General features: G+C 66.8%; 19 protein-coding genes. 9 read left to right on the forward strand and 10 right to left on the reverse strand.

Annotated elements, in window-relative coordinates:
• Positions 1 to 32 precede the first annotated feature (32 nt).
• From ACRYJK_RS07500 to coxB, 8 genes are all read right to left on the reverse strand, one after another.
• Entirely contained in the window at positions 33 to 671 is a 639-nt protein-coding gene (locus ACRYJK_RS07500; protein ID WP_482666906.1) for an SURF1 family cytochrome oxidase biogenesis protein, read from the reverse strand.
• Positions 672 to 676: 5 nt separating this feature from the next.
• Positions 677 to 1,168 carry a DUF983 domain-containing protein gene (locus tag ACRYJK_RS07505; RefSeq protein ID WP_482666907.1) on the reverse strand — a complete coding sequence of 164 codons (492 nt, stop codon included), beginning with the start codon at positions 1,166 to 1,168 and terminating at the stop codon, positions 677 to 679.
• A gap of 15 nt (positions 1,169 to 1,183) precedes the next feature.
• Positions 1,184 to 2,053 (reverse strand): cytochrome c oxidase subunit 3, encoded by an 870-nt coding sequence (locus ACRYJK_RS07510; protein WP_482666908.1) that lies wholly within the window; start codon positions 2,051 to 2,053, stop codon positions 1,184 to 1,186.
• A 76-nt stretch (positions 2,054 to 2,129) separates the two neighbouring features.
• On the reverse strand, positions 2,130 to 2,702 hold the full coding sequence (locus ACRYJK_RS07515; RefSeq protein WP_482666909.1) for a cytochrome c oxidase assembly protein: 573 nt from the start codon (positions 2,700 to 2,702) through the stop codon (positions 2,130 to 2,132).
• Complete coding sequence (locus tag ACRYJK_RS07520) at positions 2,699 to 2,848, reverse strand: hypothetical protein (RefSeq protein ID WP_482666910.1); 150 nt, start codon at positions 2,846 to 2,848, stop codon at positions 2,699 to 2,701. The genes ACRYJK_RS07515 and ACRYJK_RS07520 overlap by 4 nt, the downstream gene beginning before the upstream one ends.
• Positions 2,845 to 3,804 carry a heme o synthase gene (locus ACRYJK_RS07525; RefSeq protein ID WP_482666911.1) on the reverse strand — a complete coding sequence of 320 codons (960 nt, stop codon included), beginning with the start codon at positions 3,802 to 3,804 and terminating at the stop codon, positions 2,845 to 2,847. The genes ACRYJK_RS07520 and ACRYJK_RS07525 overlap by 4 nt, the downstream gene beginning before the upstream one ends.
• 65 nt (positions 3,805 to 3,869) lie before the next feature.
• Positions 3,870 to 5,567, reverse strand: coding sequence for a cytochrome c oxidase subunit I (ctaD, locus tag ACRYJK_RS07530; RefSeq protein ID WP_482666912.1), 1,698 nt, complete (start codon positions 5,565 to 5,567; stop codon positions 3,870 to 3,872).
• A gap of 22 nt (positions 5,568 to 5,589) precedes the next feature.
• A complete protein-coding gene (gene coxB / locus ACRYJK_RS07535; RefSeq protein WP_482666913.1) occupies positions 5,590 to 6,849 on the reverse strand; it encodes a cytochrome c oxidase subunit II in 1,260 nt (419 codons plus the stop codon).
• A gap of 271 nt (positions 6,850 to 7,120) precedes the next feature.
• On the opposite strand from coxB, the gene pyrE reads away from it, so the two are divergent.
• The 5 genes from pyrE to ACRYJK_RS07560 are packed head-to-tail and all read left to right on the forward strand — an operon-like array spanning position 7,121 to position 11,120.
• On the forward strand, positions 7,121 to 7,717 hold the full coding sequence (gene pyrE / locus ACRYJK_RS07540) for an orotate phosphoribosyltransferase (RefSeq protein ID WP_482666914.1): 597 nt from the start codon (positions 7,121 to 7,123) through the stop codon (positions 7,715 to 7,717).
• An 11-nt stretch (positions 7,718 to 7,728) separates the two neighbouring features.
• On the forward strand, positions 7,729 to 8,460 hold the full coding sequence (locus ACRYJK_RS07545; RefSeq protein ID WP_482666915.1) for a pyridoxine 5'-phosphate synthase: 732 nt from the start codon (positions 7,729 to 7,731) through the stop codon (positions 8,458 to 8,460).
• Complete coding sequence (gene acpS / locus ACRYJK_RS07550) at positions 8,457 to 8,864, forward strand: holo-ACP synthase (RefSeq protein ID WP_482666916.1); 408 nt, start codon at positions 8,457 to 8,459, stop codon at positions 8,862 to 8,864. Before ACRYJK_RS07545 ends, acpS begins: the two co-directional genes overlap by 4 nt.
• 52 nt (positions 8,865 to 8,916) lie before the next feature.
• Positions 8,917 to 9,840 carry a signal peptidase I gene (lepB, locus tag ACRYJK_RS07555; RefSeq protein ID WP_482666917.1) on the forward strand — a complete coding sequence of 308 codons (924 nt, stop codon included), beginning with the start codon at positions 8,917 to 8,919 and terminating at the stop codon, positions 9,838 to 9,840.
• Entirely contained in the window at positions 9,837 to 11,120 is a 1,284-nt protein-coding gene (locus tag ACRYJK_RS07560) for an AI-2E family transporter (RefSeq protein WP_482666918.1), read from the forward strand. The genes lepB and ACRYJK_RS07560 overlap by 4 nt, the downstream gene beginning before the upstream one ends.
• A gap of 132 nt (positions 11,121 to 11,252) precedes the next feature.
• Here the strand turns inward: ACRYJK_RS07560 and ACRYJK_RS07565 are convergent, their stop codons facing one another.
• Both ACRYJK_RS07565 and ACRYJK_RS07570 read right to left on the reverse strand, forming a co-directional pair.
• Positions 11,253 to 11,765, reverse strand: coding sequence for a DUF4142 domain-containing protein (locus tag ACRYJK_RS07565; RefSeq protein WP_482666919.1), 513 nt, complete (start codon positions 11,763 to 11,765; stop codon positions 11,253 to 11,255).
• A 293-nt stretch (positions 11,766 to 12,058) separates the two neighbouring features.
• Entirely contained in the window at positions 12,059 to 12,973 is a 915-nt protein-coding gene (locus tag ACRYJK_RS07570; RefSeq protein WP_482666920.1) for a LysR family transcriptional regulator, read from the reverse strand.
• Between the two features lie 60 nt (positions 12,974 to 13,033).
• On the opposite strand from ACRYJK_RS07570, the gene ACRYJK_RS07575 reads away from it, so the two are divergent.
• The 4 genes from ACRYJK_RS07575 to ACRYJK_RS07590 are packed head-to-tail and all read left to right on the forward strand — an operon-like array spanning position 13,034 to position 16,552.
• Positions 13,034 to 13,840 (forward strand): type 1 glutamine amidotransferase domain-containing protein, encoded by an 807-nt coding sequence (locus ACRYJK_RS07575; RefSeq protein WP_482666921.1) that lies wholly within the window; start codon positions 13,034 to 13,036, stop codon positions 13,838 to 13,840.
• Between the two features lie 2 nt (positions 13,841 to 13,842).
• On the forward strand, positions 13,843 to 14,298 hold the full coding sequence (locus ACRYJK_RS07580) for a VOC family protein (protein WP_482666922.1): 456 nt from the start codon (positions 13,843 to 13,845) through the stop codon (positions 14,296 to 14,298).
• On the forward strand, positions 14,298 to 15,404 hold the full coding sequence (locus tag ACRYJK_RS07585) for an NADH:flavin oxidoreductase/NADH oxidase (protein ID WP_482666923.1): 1,107 nt from the start codon (positions 14,298 to 14,300) through the stop codon (positions 15,402 to 15,404). The genes ACRYJK_RS07580 and ACRYJK_RS07585 overlap by 1 nt, the downstream gene beginning before the upstream one ends.
• Positions 15,401 to 16,552, forward strand: a complete 1,152-nt coding sequence (locus tag ACRYJK_RS07590; RefSeq protein WP_482666924.1) for an L-dopachrome tautomerase-related protein — start codon at positions 15,401 to 15,403, stop codon at positions 16,550 to 16,552. Before ACRYJK_RS07585 ends, ACRYJK_RS07590 begins: the two co-directional genes overlap by 4 nt.
• Positions 16,553 to 16,605 lie beyond the last annotated feature (53 nt).

Below are 16,605 nucleotides of genomic sequence, written 5' to 3' on the forward strand. Positions count from 1 at the left end.
CGCCCGGTGAGCAAGGGCACCCGGGACTCACCCTACGGCACGTCGCGCTGCGGCGCGCGCAACTGACGCTGCCTCAGCGCCAGCACGTAAATCACCGCCGCCGCAATCGCGAAGAACAGCCATTGCCAGGCGTAGGCACGGTGATTATTGGGCACTTCTTCCGGGTTCGGAGTGGCGGTCGCCACCCGGCCCGGCACTGGATCGGCCGCGACGATCATCGGCCGCGCCACCGGCTCGCGCTTGCCCACCAAGCGGTCGAGCAGGCCATAAGCGACCGGCTCCTCGACCAGCACCCCGCGCACGATCCCCCCGTCATAATCTCGAGCGTTCCCGGCGTCGGCGACGCCCAGGTCCGCCACGAAGCCGGGGCCTTCGACGCCGGTCCGGCAGTCGGCGAGCAGGCGAAATCCGCTGCGACCATCCGCCCCGCGTCCGCCTATCTCACGAAAGTTCAGGGCTTCGAGGCAGTTGGCGCTGGTGGTGCGATAAAGGAGGTCGCGGGGAACAGGTCCGGGTACGGGCATCGTCACCGGCGGTTTGCCGAGGTTGGCCCGCCAAGCGGCTACGGCGCGATCCTTGATCGGCGCCTTACTCCACTGCCACCATCCGAGCGCCAGCATCGTGGCAATGGCGAGCCCGACGAGCAGCGTCGGCCACAGCGGCCAGCGCATCGGCATCAGTTCCCCGCCCCGCTGCCCGGTTCTGTGGCCGGCGCGACGACCTCGCGGGTCACCAGCCGCCCTTCACGAGCGCCGCGCTGAAACTCTGCGGCGATCAGCCACCCCTTGACGATCCGCAGTCCGACGATGGTCAGGGCAAAGCTCATCGCCGTCCAGAACAGGATCTGCACGATGACCGGGGGGTGCCACGCAAAATGCGCGACCAGCGCCGCCGGCACGACGATTGTGCCGACCACCATCATGACCAGCGCCGCCGGCCCGTCGCCCAGATTGAAGGCGTCGAAATCGAGCCCGCACTCCGGGCAGCTGCGAGGCACCTTGAGCCAGCCGGCGAGCAGCGTCTTGGCGCCGCAGCGGGGGCACAGCCCGCCCATCGCCGCGCTGGCAGTGCTCGGTCGGATCCAGCGCGAGGGATGCGCGCGCGGCAGCACCACGGGTGTGGTACCGCCGGCCGAGGACGAAGGTCGTGCGGTCGCCGGTTCGCTCACGGGCCGCTCCCTCCGTTAGTGCGTGGGAGCGCCCCAGCCGCCCCAGACGTAGATGGTGATGAAAAGGAACAGCCACACCACGTCGACGAAATGCCAGTACCAGGCGGCCGCTTCGAAACCGAAGTGCTGCTTTGGCGTGAAGTGCCCCTTGTACGCGCGCACCAGACAAACGATCAGAAAGATCGTGCCGACAATGACGTGGAACCCGTGAAACCCCGTCGCCATGTAGAAGGCCGCGCCGTAGTTGAGCCCCTTGAATGGGATCGGAGCCACCGAATATTCGTAGAACTGGATTGCCGAGAACAGCAGCCCCAGCCCGATCGTGAGCCATAGCCCGCGGATCAGGTTCCCGCGGTCACCTTTCAGCAGCGCATGGTGCGCCCAGGTGATGGTCGTGCCCGAGCAGAGCAGGATCAGCGTGTTGAGCAGCGGCAGATCGAAGGCGTTGATGACCTCGAGACCCTTTGGCGGCCACTGCAGCAGCGCAGCGGCGCCATCCTGACCGATCAAATTTTCCGTCGCGCCCTCGACCACCTGCAGTGGCGAGGGGAACAGCGAAAAGTCGAACCACGCCCAGAACCAGCCGACAAAGAACATCACTTCCGAGGCGATGAACAGCAGCATACCGTATCGCATGTGCAGCTGCACCACCGGCGTGTGATCGCCGGCATGCGCCTCGCGAATGACGTCCGACCACCAGAAATAGAAGGTCGCGATCACCCCGGCGATGCCGAGACCGAACACGATCTTGCCGATCGGGCCGAACGTTTCCGGATGCCACCAGGCCACCAGCCCGAAGAACATGACGAGCGCCGCGACGCTCCCCATCAACGGCCACAGGCTTGGGTTTACCAGGTGGTAATCGTGGTTCTTGCTCGCGGCCATTGGCTTCCCCGGCTCTCGACTCGTCTCATTGTGCACGGCGGCGGCAGGTCGCCCTCCCCCCGGCATTTCGCCCGCCTTAGCTCCCGCTACGGGAAGCGTCTACGGGGTAGAAGGTGTAGGAGAGTGTGATCTCGTCGACGTCGCGGGCGTCCGGATCATCGAGGATTGCCGGGTCGACATAATAGACGACCGGCATGCGCACTTCCTCGCCCGCCGCCAGCGTCTGCTCGGTGAAGCAGAAGCACTGCACCTTCTTGAAATATTTGCCCGCCTGCGCCGGCGAAACGTTGAACGTCGCGGTGCCTGTCAACGGCTCGGACGATTCATTCTTGGCGAGGTAGATCGCCATCGAACGCGCGCCGACGGTCACCGTGTTGCGATTGCGTTCCGGGCGAAAACTCCACGGCACGCCGCGCACATTGCTGTCGAAGCGGATCGACATCGTCCGCGTGTCGCTGGCGACGATGCCGGCGGCCTCGTCCTCGGTGATGCGCATCGTCGTGCCGCCAAACCCGGTGACCTGACAAAAGAGCTGATAGAGCGGGACCGCGGCGAAGCCCAGGCCAAGCATACCCCCCGCCAAAGCGATCGCCAGCAGCGCGGTGCGACGACGCGGATCGCGGGGAGTGTTGGCGGTGACCGCGCTCATCCGACCAGCCCGATCTTGGCGATGGTAATGAGGTAGAACAGCGCGGCGAGCACCAGCAGTCCCAGTGCCATCACCCGCGCCCGCCCGCGCTGGCGCCGCCGGATCTCGACCGTCTGCTCGCGCGTGAAATGGTCGGGGACGGTCATGCGAAGCTCCCGGCGAGAAGATGGTCGGCGACCAATATGCCGAACAGGAAAAAGAGGTAGAGCACAGAAAAGCCGAACAGCTGTTTCTCGGGCTTCATTCGATCGTCCGTTGCACTGCGGCGGAAACCGACCTTGATTGCCAGCAGCAGGAACACGCCACTCAGCACAGTGGCGACCATCCCGTAGAGTGGGCCCGCCAGCCCCAGCGCCCACGGCGCCACCGCCGCCGCCACCATCGGCAGGGTGTACCAGAAAATCTGCCGCCGCGTGGTCGGCTCACCCGCAACGACGGGCAGCATCGGGATACCGGCGTTGGCGTAGTCGGTCTTCACGAACAGCGACAGCGCCCAGAAATGCGGCGGGGTCCACAGAAAGATGATCGCGAACAGCAGCAGCGGCAGCAGGCTCATCGTGCCAGTCGCAGCCGCCCAGCCGATCATCGGCGGGAACGCCCCGGCAGCACCGCCTATGACGATGTTCTGCGGCGTCCGGGGCTTTAGCCAGATGGTGTAGACGAACACATAATAGAGGATCGACAGCGCGAGCAGAGCCGCGGCGAACCAGTTGGTCGCCATCCCGAGCAGCACGACCGAAAAGACCGCGAGCCCGACGCCGAAGTGCAGCGCTGCCTGCCGATCCATCCGGCCTGCAGGGAGCGGACGCGCGGCGGTGCGCCGCATCGCGGCGTCGACGTCATGTTCATACCACTGGTTGAGCGCCCCGCTCGCCCCGGCGCCGAGCGCGATGGCGAGGATGGCGGCAAAGCCCAGCACCGGGTGCATCGACCCGGGCGCGACGATCATCCCGCACAGCGCGGTGAAGATCGCGAGGCTCATCACCCGCGGCTTGGTAAGCGCAAGGAAATCGCGCCACTCCGCCGGGACGTCCGGCTGCCCGGCCGCGAAGGGCGCCACCGCCGCCGGCGGGGCAAGGGGGATGGGGACGGATCGGCTCATGACAATCGCGCGGCCTTCGTCGGTGGACCCGGCGCCCCCCCCCCCGGAGCGCCGGGTCAACCTAGTCAGGCGATCTTCGGCAGTTCGTTGAACTGGTGGAACGGCGGCGGGCTCGACAGCGTCCATTCGAGCGTCGTTGCGCCTTCGCCCCACGGATTGTCCGCGGCCTTGCGGCCGGCGATGAACGTCCAGGCGAGGTTGACGAAGAAGATCAGCACACCCGCGGCCATGATCGAATAGCCCCAGGCCGACGAGACGTAGTGCCAGTAGCTATACGCTTCGGCATAGTCGGGATAGCGCCGCGGCATCCCCTGCTGACCGAGGAAGTGCATCGGGAAGAACAGAATGTTCACGCCGATGAAGAACACCCAGAAGTGCAGGTGGCCGAGGAACTCGGAATACATCCGCCCCGACATCTTCGGTAGCCAGTAGTAGAAACCGGCGAACAGCGCGAACACCGCACCCAGCGACAGCACATAGTGGAAGTGCGCGACCACATAATAGGTGTCATGCAGGTTCTGGTCGATGCCGCCGTTGGCGAGCACCACGCCTGTCACGCCGCCCACGGTGAACATGAAGATGAAGCCCAGCGCCCACATCATCGGCGTCTTGAAGCTCAGCGAACCGCCCCACATGGTGGCGAGCCAGCTGAAGATCTTGATGCCCGTCGGAACCGCGATGATCATCGTCGCGGCGGTGAAGTACATCTTGAGGTTCACGCTCATGCCGACCGTGAACATGTGGTGCGCCCACACGACGAAACCGACCACGCCGATCGCGACCATGGCGTAGGCCATGCCGAGGTAACCGAACACCGGCTTGCGGCTGAACGTCGCGATGATCTGGCTTACGATGCCGAAGCCCGGCAGGATCATGATGTACACTTCGGGGTGACCGAAGAACCAGAACAGGTGCTGGTAGAGCACCGGATCACCGCCGCCCGCCGCATCGAAGAAGGTGCCGCCGAAGTTGCGGTCGACCAGCAGCATCGTAATCGCCGCGGCGAGCACCGGCAGCGCCAGCAGCAACAGGAACGCGGTGACGAGCACCGACCACACGAACAGCGGCATTTTGTGCAGGGTCATGCCCGGCGCGCGCATGTTGAAGATGGTGGTGATGAAGTTGATTGCACCGAGGATCGACGCCGCGCCGGCAAGGTGCAGCGAGAAGATCGCCATGTCCACGGCCGGACCCGCCGAACCCGCGGTCGACAGCGGCGCGTAGACGGTCCAGCCCGTGCCTGCGCCTAGGCCGCCGGTGCCGCCCGGAACGAATAGCGATCCGCACAGCATGACGAAGGCGACAAAGGTCAGCCAGAAGCTGACGTTGTTCATGCGCGGGAAGGCCATATCCGGCGCGCCGATCATCAGCGGCACGAACCAGTTACCGAACCCGCCAATCATCGCCGGCATGACCATGAAGAACACCATGATCAGCCCGTGCGCGGTGATCATCACGTTCCAGAAATGCTTGCCCGCCTCAACCGTGGCTTCGTTGCCGAACAGCCCCGCCCACTGCGGCAGATACTGGATGCCCGGCTGTGCGAGCTCGACCCGCATTAGGCCCGACAGCGCACCGCCCACGATCCCCGCGACGATTGCGAAGATCAGGTAGAGCGTGCCGATGTCCTTGTGGTTGGTCGAAAGGAACCAGCGGGTGAAGAAGCTCGGCACATGATCGTCGTGATGATCATGACCGTGCACATCATGCGCCGGGGTCGGGGCCCCACGGAAGTCGGCTGGGTTGGCGGCGATATCGGTCATCGCTTGTCGTCCTTGACTGCGATCAGCGGGCCGGAGCGACAGCCGGAGCCGTCGCCGCGGTCGCGGGAGAGGAAGCGGGGTTGGGCGTGTCCGAGGCCGGCGCGCCGCCGGCGGCGTTCGCACCGCCGCCCTGCGAAGCGGCAGCGCCTGCCGCCGCCTGACCGTCGGGGTTCTCGACCGCGACGCCGGGGACGGCGGCATTGTCGTTGGCACCCGCCTGCGGCGCATTCGGCGTCGTCGCGGCGTTGGCGGTCGCGGCGCTCGGCATCTGCCCGCCCTTCGACGCGACCCACTGCGCGAAGCGCTCCGGCGTCACGACCTCAACCGCGATCGGCATGTAACCGTGATTGATGCCGCACAGCTCTGAGCACTGGCCATAATAGACGCCGGTCCGTTCGGCGCGGAAGGTCACTTCGTTCAGCCGACCGGGAACCGCGTCCATCTTGGTCCACAGCGAAGGCACCGCCCAGCTGTGAATGACGTCGGAGCCGGTGACGATCAGCTTCACGGTGCGTCCGACCGGCACGACCATGCGGTTGTCGACCGCCAGCAGGAAAGGTTCGCCGCGCTGCTTGGCTTGGTCTTCGGGCAGCAGGTTGGAGACATATTCGCCGATTCCGTGGTCGGGATATTCGTAACCCCAATACCACTGATAGCCGGTGACCTTGATCGTCACCGCGTCGCGCGGCGGCGGCGCATATTGCCGCGCCAGAAGGTCGATCGACGGGACCGAAATGCCGACCAGAATCAGCACCGGCACCAGCGTCCAGATCACCTCGATCAGGGTATTGTGCGACGTCTTGGACGGGGTCGGATTGGCCCGCGCACGGTAGCGGGCGATGATCCACAGCAGGAGCCCGAGCACCAGCAGCGAGATGCCGAACATCATCGGCATCAGGATCGCGTTGTTCATCCAGTGCGCAAACTGACCGTTGGCGGTCACCTGCGGCTGGAAATCCATGCCCGCCTGCACCGGCTGACCAACGCCAGCCTGCGGAACGGCATAAGGAAAGGTGTCGACCTTGGGCGCGGGTGTCGCCGCGGCGGCCGGGTCCGCCGGAGTCGCGGCCGCGCTGGTTGGCGCGGCAACAGCGGAGGCGGCAGCCCCCGCCGCAGCCGGCGCGGCGGCGGTCGTCTGGGCGGTCGGCTCTGCCGCCGGGGTCGCGGTGGCCTGGCTCGTCACCGCGGGGGCCGCGGCGGCCTGGGCATGGGACGGCGCGGCCCATCCGAGCGGCGCCGCGATCAGCGCGACAGCCAGAGAAATTCGCTTGATCATCTGCATCGCGTGATCGTCACCGTCCCTGTTCGAATCCGACAGACCCGCGCGGCAGCCATGCCGAGAGAGTCGCAACCCGTTCGCTTTTCAGCCTCGCCGTAGCGTCGTTCAGGCGCGAAGCACCCCGCCCTGTTCGCTATCGGTGGGGCCGCTATAGTCGGCCTTGTTCCGCCTCACAAGCGCCTCTAAAGGCGGCGCGCGACGAAGATCCAAGCGGCAGCCCCCTCCTCGCGGAATGGGCCTGCTCCTGCCGGAAGACAAAGGCGTTCTGCTGTCCATGACCGAAGATGAAGTGCTGTCCGAATTTCGCGCCGCCGATGCGCTTTTGTCCGGTCATTTCCTGCTGAGCTCGGGCCGCCATTCCGGACATTATCTGCAGTGCGCGCGCGTGCTGATGGACCCGGCGCGTGCGTCGCGGCTGGCGCTAGCTCTGGCGCAAAAGCTGCCGCGTGAAACGCGCGCCGCGATCGATGCAGTGGTATCGCCGGCGATGGGGGGCGTGATCATCGGGCACGAGATGGGGCGCGCACTCGAACGTCCGGCGATGTTCGTGGAGCGCCCGGAAGGAAAGTTCGAGCTGCGTCGCGGCTTCTCCCTACCCGATGGCGCGCGCGTCCTGCTGGTCGAGGATGTGATCACCACCGGCCAATCTTCGCGCGAGGCGATCCGCGCGGTAGAGGCCGCGGGGGGCGAGGTGATCGCCGCCGCCAGCCTCGTCGACCGTTCGAGCGGCCAGGTGGACATCGGCGTCCCCTATGTCTCGCTGGTAAGCCTCAACTTCCCGACGTTCGCCGCGGATGAGGTTCCCGCCGAACTGGCCGCTCTGCCCATTACCAAGCCGGGTAGCCGCGCCGCCGCCGACACCGCGGCCTGAGCGGGGTGGAGATGTTCCCCCAGCGTCTGCGGCTCGGGGTCAACATCGACCATGTCGCGACCATCCGCAACGCGCGGGGCGGCGATCATCCCGACCCGGTGCGCGCGGCGCAGATCGTCGCGGCGGTGGGCGGGGACGGCATCACCGCGCATCTGCGCGAAGATCGCCGCCACATTCGCGACGATGACCTCGCGCGCATCCAGGCGGCGACCGACCTCCCGCTCAACCTCGAGATGGCGGCGACGGAGGAGATGCTGGCGATCGCGCTTCGGCATCGGCCTCAAGCAGCCTGCATCGTTCCCGAACGCCGCGAGGAGCGCACCACCGAAGGGGGACTCGACGCCGCGGGGCAGCACAACCGGCTCGCGCCGATCGTCGCCGCGCTCACTGATGCCGGTATTCGCGTGAGCCTGTTCATCGCGCCCGAGGCACGTCAGCTCGAGGCGGCGATGCGGCTGCGCGCGCCGGTGGTCGAATTTCACACCGGCGAATATGCCCATGCCACCGGCGAGGCGCGTGCGCGCGAGCTAGCGCGCATTGCGGACATGGCGGCGCTGGCCGTCAAGAATGGCATTGAGCCCCACGCGGGGCACGGCCTCACCTACGACAATGTCCAGCCGATCGCCGCCATCCCCCAGCTCGCCGAGCTCAACATCGGCCATTATCTGGTGGGTGAGGCGGTGTTCGTCGGTCTCGAGACCGCGGTGCAGCGGATGCGGACACTGATGGACGAGGCGCGGTGATCGTCGGCGTCGGGTCCGACCTCTGCAACATCGAGCGCATCCAGGCCTCGCTCGACCGTTTCGGCGCGCGCTTCGAGCAGCGTGTGTTCACCGAGGGCGAGCGCGCGAAAGCCGATCGCCGCCCGTTCACCAAGGCGGGCACGCTCGCCAAGCGCTTTGCCGCCAAGGAAGCCTTCTCAAAAGCGGTCGGCACGGGCTTCAAGCGGGGCGTGTTCATGCGCGACATCGGCGTCGTCAATGCCCCTTCGGGTGCGCCAACGCTGGCGCTCACCGGCGGCGCGGCGGAGCGGGCGGCCGCGCTTACGCCCGGAGGTCACGCGCTCCACATCCATTTGACCTTGACCGACGATCATCCTTGGGCACAAGCCTTCGTCATATTGGAGGCGCGTCCCATCGGCGCGTGATCGGGCGGGCTCACTGGGCCGCGCTCTTTAAAGCGGAGCCAAGGCGATTTCCGTGCCCCCCGCCCACACGACAGCCCCGACCCCCGCCGCGCCCACGCAAGCGCCCGAGAAAAAGCCGAACGGGCTGTGGCAGGAAATCAAGAGTTTCGCGCTGCTTCTGCTGGGCGTGCTGGCAATCCACAGCTTCATCGCCAAGCCCTTCTATATCCCGTCGGCGTCGATGATGCCCGGGCTGATGGAGGGGGATCATCTGCTGGTCACCAAATATCCCTATGGATTCTCGACCGCGTCGGTGAGCCTCCATCTGTTGCCGATCGTGCCGGGGCGGCTGTTCGGACGCACGCCCGAGCGCGGCGACATCGTCATCACCGAACCCGTTCACGCGCGGCAGGACTGGATCAAGCGCGTCATCGGCTTGCCCGGCGACACGGTCGAGCTGCGCGCGGGCCGCCTGATCCTCAACGGTCGCGCGGTGCCGAGCCAGATCATGCCGGCGCGCCTGTTGCCCTACGACGCCGCGCAGCGATGCGAGGGCATCGACGGCGGCGTGCGCAAGCTCAGCGATGGACAGCAGGCATGCGAGGTGCCGATCGTGCGCGAAACGCTGCCCAATGGAGCCACCTATGACACGATGGATCTCGTCCCGACCGGCCCTGCCGATGATTTCGGTCCCATCACCGTTCCGGCAGGTCACGTATTCCTGATGGGCGACAATCGCGATCAGAGCGCGGACAGCCGCGTTTCCTCCGCGGATGGCGGGCTTGGGGGACCGGTGCCGCTGGAGAAGATCACCGGCCGAGCGGAGCTGATCACCTTCAGCCTCGACGGGTCGCACCGTTGGTACAATCCGTTCAGCTGGTTCGGCGCAGCCCGGCCCGGACGCGCCGGGACGTCCTTGCGCCCGGCCAAGGTCGCGCCCACGCTCGGTCCGGTCGCAGGTGACGCGACGCTTCAGCCCCGATCCCCGCGCCCGTGAGCGAGGGGGGCACGAGCGGCCGCGAGAACGGCCCCGCCGACGGCACGGTGACCTCCCGCCTGCCCGCGTCGCACGCGGGGGCAATGGCGCTCACCGGCGCCGCCCCGGACGCCGCTGCCACCGCGGCAAGTTCAGCCCCTGCCGAAACGGCGCCCGTGCACGAGGCCCCCGGTCCTAACGACGCACATGATCCGGAAATTCGCCGCGAGGTCCGCCGCGCGCTGATCTGGGTCGGACTGGTCGCCGGGGTATGGCTCGCGTGGCAACTGTGGCAGCCGTTGCTGCTGATCCTCGGCGGGTTCGTCGCCGCAACCATTTTCGATGGCGGCGTGCGGCTGCTGGGCCGAGTGCTCCCGATCGGACGCGGCTGGCGCGTGGCGATCATCCTCCTTGCGGCCACCGCCGCGCTGATCTGGGTGGGATACTTCGCCGGCTCACAGATCGCGCAGCAATGGTCGCAGCTGCAGGCGGTCGTGGTCACGCAGGCCAACCGCGCGATCGAATTCGCCGCAGGATATGGCTTGGTCACTGGCAATGTGAACGCCTCGACCGTCCTCGAATATCTCGGTGCATCGGTCGGCCGAGTCACCGCCGCGGTCGGTTCTGTCGCGAGCGGCCTCACGTCGCTGTTCATGATCTTCGTGCTCGGCATCTTCATTGTCATGGAGCCGCGCCTGTACGAGCGCGGCTTTGGCTGGTTCGTCCCCATCGAAAAGCGCACCGATTTCTACGACATGTCGCGCGCCATGGGATCGACGCTGCGGCGGCTGATGGCGGGGCGCCTGCTGGGCATGGTGGTCGAAGGCGTCGCGACGGGCATCCTGCTCGCGGTCTATGGCATTCCCCTCGCCGCGCTGATCGGGCTGCTCACCGGACTGCTCGTGTTCATCCCCAACATTGGCGCGATTCTGTCGGGTGTCTTGATGGTGCTGGTCGGTTTTTCGGTGAGCACCGACGCCGGGCTTTATGCCTTTGCCGTCTACCTCATCGTCCAGACCATTGACGGCTACGTCATCGTGCCGATGGTCGCCAAACGGACTGTCGATCTTGCCCCGGCGCTGGTGCTCGGCGCGCAGCTGATTTTCGGGACTTTGTTCGGCATCCTCGGGCTGGCGCTGGCCGATCCGATCGTGGCGTTGCTCAAGGTCGCTCTCACCAAAGGCGCGGAGCATCGCCACCGCGACGCGCCCTCCACCGATATCGCAACGCAACCTGCCCTCGGCTCCAGAGCGCCGAGCATCCGCGCGCGCTGGCTCGCCATGCGGGGGCGCGCATCCTAGGATGGCAGGCGCCCGCAATCACGTCTGATTGATGCGCGGCGGTGGCGCGGGGATCGCGGGTCGGCAGGGCCGAGGGTGAGGCGCCGCGGGTGAGGCGCCGCGCGTACTACGCCCCACCCGATCGGTCTCAGCTCAGAGCTTCTGCGCCATTTCCAGATAATGCTGCAGCGTCGGGATGGTCTCCCGTGCGAGCGCGGCCGTGGTGGCGAAGTTCGATTGGGCCTGGCGCTGATATTTCTCGATGCCCTTGCGGTGATCGTCGCGCATCAACTTGCCGAATTCGCGGTCGAAGGCGGGGCCGCGCAGGCCCTGCAGCTTTTCGTAGTTGCGCTGGCGTTCCTCGGTCGCTTCATCGCGCAGGGTGATGCCCGCCTGCGCGGCCCGCGCCGCCAGCCGGACGCGGTGAGCGCCGTGATCGCGTTCGAGCATGCGGCCATATTCCTTGCCTGTCTCGCTCGTAGCGCGCTCCTGGGCGAGACGGCCGATCTGCGTTTCGCCGAAGTCGCCCTTGGCAGCTTTAACGATGAACGCGGAGTCGATGCTGCTGGGGTCGACATTGGCGGGGGTCGTGGCTGACGGCGCAGTTGCAGGTGCCGTCTTCGTCACCTCGGTCGAAGCGGTGCGATCGGCGGCTGACGCTGGCACCCCGACACGGCGAGGGCGAGCGCGAGCGCGGTCGAGGTCAACGCGGTTCTGGTGATATCGTCATCGATTCAATCCTTCGCGGTTGAACCAACTGGCGAAGAGGCTGTTTCCGGCTTCCGGCCTGTGATCATCGCCAGCGATGGTTAACGCGTTGCCTGCCTAGGTTAGCTTTGCGCCCCAAATTCGGTCGTTCGGCCTTGTCGCCTACGATCCCGAAAGCCGCCGTTCGTTCGCCAGCGCTCAACTGGTTCAGACCCGACATTGCGCTGACGGCCCAGCAGGTGTGGCCACAATTATATTCGGAGTGCAGCAATCAGGGCGTCCCGAGCCATGGCCACGCGCGGGTGGCGCAGCGATGAGCGTGCCCAGACGAGGTAGTAAGCGTTGCGCGGTACCGTGACTGGGGCAGGTATCTCGATCAGCGTGCAGGCCGAGCGTTCGCCGCGGGTGAGATAGCCGGGCAGTACCGTCCAGCCGAGGCCCGCGCACAATCCCGATCGCAACACTCTCAAATCGGGCGCGGTCAAGACGGGCTGGTTCGTCAGCTCGATCTGGTTTGCCTCAAGCCAGGTTCGTAGCAGCGGCCGGTCGAGGTCGTAGGCGAGGTGGGCCGTCCGGTTGAGCCCTTCGCCCAGCGGCAAATTGGTAATCCGCGCTGCCACGGCGGGCGAGGCGACGGCGTGCAGGTGCTCTTCGCCCAGCGCATGGAAGGCCAGCCGCGGATCTTCGGGTTGCGAGGCGGTGACGGCCAGGTGCACCTTGTCTTCAAGCAGCATGGCATAGAGCGCCTCGCGCCCGCCGATATGCAGGCGCAGGTCCAGCCCTGCTTCCAGCAGCGGAGCCAGCCTTGGCGTTATCATTTCGCCCAGCAGGTCCGACGGCGCGGCGATGTGGACCGTGCCCGAGATGCGCGACGAGCGGGCCCGCGCGCTGGCCAGTGCCGATTCCGCCGTGTCGAGGCTGCTTCCGATCGAAGCCGCCAGATCGTCGGCAATCGCGGTCGGTCGGACACCCCGCGAATGGCGATCGAACAAGGGACGGCCCAATTGCGCCTCGAGCGATGCGATGTGATGCGACGCAGCCGGTTGGGTAATGCCGATTGCCCGGGCCGCCTCGCTCAGTGAACGACGGCGGTAGACTTCGACGAAGGTGCGCAACTGCAGGAGGGACATTGCTGTTCCATAAGCGGATTTATGGCCGTCCGCCATTCCCGCTGGATTTCATGATGCCGTTCCCGGCGTATCTAAGCCGCCGAAAGGCACGATCGAATGCGCAATCGCCGCCAACTGCTGAAAGCTCTCACCGCTGTCTTCGTGGCGGGTGCGGCTGCGCCGGTTGCGTTTGCTCGTGTCCCCGACATCAATGGAAAAGGACAATTGACGATGACCCGCATTCTGATGGTGGCCACCTCCGCCGACCGTATGACTCCCGGCACCGAACCGACGGGTGTCTGGCTCGAGGAACTTACCACCCCGTACTACGCGTTCCGCGATGCGGGCGCCGAGGTGACGCTGGCCTCGATGAAGGGCGGCGCCATCCCCGTCGACCAGCGCAGCGTCAATGCCGACGGCGAGAACGACGCTTCGGTCGAGCGCTATCTGAAGGACGAGGCCCTGAAGGCCGAGGTTCTCGGCACGCCAGTGTTCACCAGCATCGATCCCGCCGGCTACGACGCGCTGTTCCTGCCCGGTGGCCACGGCACCATGTTCGATTACCCCGGCAGCGACGAACTGGCCCGCCTGGTCGAACGCTTCGACCGCGAAGGCAAGATCGTCGCCGCCGTCTGTCATGGACCGGCTGGGCTGGTCTCGGCGAAGAAGGCCGATGGCACGCCCTTCGTCGCCGACCGCCGTGTCGCGGGCTTCACCGACAGCGAGGAACGTGCGGTCGGCCTCGACAAGGCCGTGCCGTTCCTCCTCGAAACACGTCTCAAGGAACTCGGCGGCAAGCACGAGGGCGGCCCCGATTTTGCCCCCTTCGCCCTGCGCGACGGCAATCTGGTGACCGGTCAGAACCCCGCCAGCGCGGCGCGCACCGCGGAGCTCGTGATGGAAGCCCTCAAGGAAGTCGCCTGATCATGCGCTATCTCCACACCATGCTGCGCGTCGCCGATCCCGAGGCGGCGATCCGGTTCTTCACGCTGCTGGGTCTCAAGGAGACCCGGCGCATGGAGCACCAGGCCGGGCGTTACACGCTGATCTACCTTGCCGCCGACGAGGATTTCCGCGGCGACGGCGAGCGGGGCGATGCCGAAGTCGAGCTGACGTACAACTGGCCGCCCGAGGATGGCAGCCCTGCCGAGACATACACGGGGGGCCGAAACTTCGGCCATCTCGCCTACCGGGTCGACGACATCTACGAGACGTGCGCGCGGCTGCAGGCGGGCGGCGTGACGATCAATCGCCCCCCGCGCGACGGATACATGGCGTTCGTCCGCTCGCCGGACGGGATCTCGATCGAACTGCTGCAGCAGGGCGAACACAAGGCTCCGGCCGAACCCTGGGCCTCCATGCCCAACACGGGCGAATGGTGATGGCGAGATTGTTCGAACCGATTGAGGTTGGCGGGCTGCGGCTCGCCAACCGCATCGTCATCGCTCCGATGTGCCAGTATTCGGCCGAGAACGGCGAGATGACCGACTGGCACCAGATGCATCTCGGGCAGTTGGCGCTCTCGGGCGCGGGCGCGCTGACGATCGAGGCGACCGCGGTCAGCCCGGAAGGGCGCATCACCTACGGTGACGTCGGCCTGTACGATGACCGTACCGAAGCGGCGATGCAAAGCGTGCTCGAAAGTGTGCGCCGTTGGTCGGACATGCCGATGATCATCCAGCTGGCCCATGCCGGCCGCAAGGCGAGCTGCGCCAAGCCGTGGCACGGCGGAACGCAGATCGCCCCCGATGCGGAGAATGGCTGGCAGACCGTGGCACCCAGCGCCATTCCCTTCGCTCCGGACGACCATCCCCCTGTCGAACTGGACAAGCCGGCTCTTGCCCGCATCCGGGAGGCCTTCGCCGACGCCGCCCGCCGCGCCGGAAGGCTGGGCATCGATGCCGTCCAGATCCACGCTGCGCACGGTTATCTGCTCCACGCGTTTCTTTCGCCAATCTCCAACCGCCGCGCCGATGAATACGGCGGCAGCCTCGACAACCGGATGCGGTTCCCGCTCGAGGTGTTCGATGCCGTGCGCGAAGCGTTTCCCGCCGACCGCCCGGTCACCGTCCGCGTTTCGGGGACCGATTGGGTCGAAGGCGGCTGGACAGCGGAGGAAACCGCAAGGTTCGCGCAGGAACTGGAGCGGCGCGGCTGCGCGGCGATCCACATCTCCAGCGGCGGGCTTGACCCGCGCCAGCAGATCCCTGTCGGCCCCGGCTATCAGGTGCCGCTGGCGCGGGCAGTCAAGGACGCGGTCGCCATGCCTGTAATCGCTGTCGGCTTAATCACCGATCCGCATCAGGCGGAGCGCATCCTCGAAGACGGCCATGCCGACGCCATAGCAATTGCGCGCGCTGCGCTGTGGGATCCGCGCTGGCCCTGGCACGCCGCCGCCGCGCTTGGCGCCTCGGTCAAGGCACCGCCCCAATATCTCCGCTCCGAACCGCACGAGGCGGGCCGCGTTCTCAAGGAAATGTCCCTATGAAGACCTCCGCCAAACTGCTTCTAGCCGCGGGCGCTGCCCTCTCGCTCGCCGCCTGCGCGACGACCCGCGAGGGTGCATCCGCGCCCCAAATCGAACGGGTCGCGACCTTCGATGGCGCGATGCCGACTGGCGTGACCGTCGCCCCCGACGGGCGCATCTTCGTCAACTTCCCGCAATGGGGCGACAACGCGCCGTTCACGGTGGCCGAGCTGGTCGACGGCAAGGCGGTGCCCTATCCCGACGCCGCGACCAACCGTCCCGATCCGGCCGACCCGGCGGGGCATTTCATATCGGTGCAGAGCGTGGTGGCCGACGGCGCCAATCGCCTCTGGGTGCTCGACACGGCGGCTCCCAATTTCTCGCAGCCGCAGGCCGGCGGTGCAAAGCTCGTGGCAATCGACCTCGCGACCGACCGGGTGGTGAAGACGATCGTCCTGCCGCCCAGCGTGGTGCTCCCCACGACCTACCTCAACGACGTGCGCTTCGATCTGCGTCAGGGCGCCGAGGGCGTCGCCTACATCACCGACAGCAGCAACGCCGGCGTCGGCGGCATCATCGTCGTCGATATCGCCAGCGGGCGTGCGATCCGGCGCCTGTCGAACCATGCGACGACCAACCCGGAGCCCGGCTTCACCCCGGTTGTCGACGGCGCGGTGCTCATGAACCGCCCGGCTGACGGCCCCACGACGCCGGTCGCGATCGCAAGCGACGCGATTGCGCTCAGCGCCGACGGCAGCCTGCTGTATTACGGACCGCTGTCGGGTCGCACGCTGCACGCGGTGCCCACAGCGATGCTGCGCGATCCCGCGGTGTCCGAGGAGGAGCTGGGCCGCGCGGTCCGCAGCCTGGGGCGCAAAGGCGCCTCGGACGGGATTGCCGAGGACGACAACGGCCGCGTGTTCGCCGGCGATTACGAGAACAACGCAATCCGCGTGCTCGACCAGGGCCGCTGGACGACGGTGGTCAGCGACCCGCGCATCAGCTGGCCCGACACGCTGTCGATCGGCACCGACGGCTATCTCTACTTCACTGCCAACCAGCTTCACCGCCAACCCGGCTTCCACGGCGGGCGGGACTTGCGCCGCAAGCCCTACGAACTGCTCCGCATCAAAGTGGGCGCCGGGCCCGTCCTATTGCGCTCGCAGTGATCCCATCACGCCGGGCAGGCTCGCGCGGGGCCGCGATCCGGCGCAAATCAACA

The sequence above is a fragment of the Sphingomonas sp. BLHR8 genome, assembly GCF_056821725.1.

What these genes read in the sequence shown, in the direction of transcription:
- ACRYJK_RS07500 (WP_482666906.1), bottom strand. Translation starts at nt 671, where the DNA reads ATGCGCTGGCCGCTGTGGCCGACGCTGCTCGTCGGGCTCGCCATTGCC.
- ACRYJK_RS07510 (WP_482666908.1), bottom strand. Translation starts at nt 2,053, where the DNA reads ATGGCCGCGAGCAAGAACCACGATTACCACCTGGTAAACCCAAGCCTG.
- ACRYJK_RS07515 (WP_482666909.1), bottom strand. Translation starts at nt 2,702, where the DNA reads ATGAGCGCGGTCACCGCCAACACTCCCCGCGATCCGCGTCGTCGCACC.
- ACRYJK_RS07520 (WP_482666910.1), bottom strand. Translation starts at nt 2,848, where the DNA reads ATGACCGTCCCCGACCATTTCACGCGCGAGCAGACGGTCGAGATCCGG.
- ACRYJK_RS07525 (WP_482666911.1), bottom strand. Translation starts at nt 3,804, where the DNA reads ATGAGCCGATCCGTCCCCATCCCCCTTGCCCCGCCGGCGGCGGTGGCG.
- ctaD (WP_482666912.1), bottom strand. Translation starts at nt 5,567, where the DNA reads ATGACCGATATCGCCGCCAACCCAGCCGACTTCCGTGGGGCCCCGACC.
- coxB (WP_482666913.1), bottom strand. Translation starts at nt 6,849, where the DNA reads ATGCAGATGATCAAGCGAATTTCTCTGGCTGTCGCGCTGATCGCGGCG.
- pyrE (WP_482666914.1), top strand. Translation starts at nt 7,121, where the DNA reads ATGACCGAAGATGAAGTGCTGTCCGAATTTCGCGCCGCCGATGCGCTT.
- ACRYJK_RS07545 (WP_482666915.1), top strand. Translation starts at nt 7,729, where the DNA reads ATGTTCCCCCAGCGTCTGCGGCTCGGGGTCAACATCGACCATGTCGCG.
- ACRYJK_RS07570 (WP_482666920.1), bottom strand. Translation starts at nt 12,973, where the DNA reads ATGGCGGACGGCCATAAATCCGCTTATGGAACAGCAATGTCCCTCCTG.
- ACRYJK_RS07575 (WP_482666921.1), top strand. Translation starts at nt 13,034, where the DNA reads ATGCGCAATCGCCGCCAACTGCTGAAAGCTCTCACCGCTGTCTTCGTG.
- ACRYJK_RS07580 (WP_482666922.1), top strand. Translation starts at nt 13,843, where the DNA reads ATGCGCTATCTCCACACCATGCTGCGCGTCGCCGATCCCGAGGCGGCG.
- ACRYJK_RS07585 (WP_482666923.1), top strand. Translation starts at nt 14,298, where the DNA reads ATGGCGAGATTGTTCGAACCGATTGAGGTTGGCGGGCTGCGGCTCGCC.
- ACRYJK_RS07590 (WP_482666924.1), top strand. Translation starts at nt 15,401, where the DNA reads ATGAAGACCTCCGCCAAACTGCTTCTAGCCGCGGGCGCTGCCCTCTCG.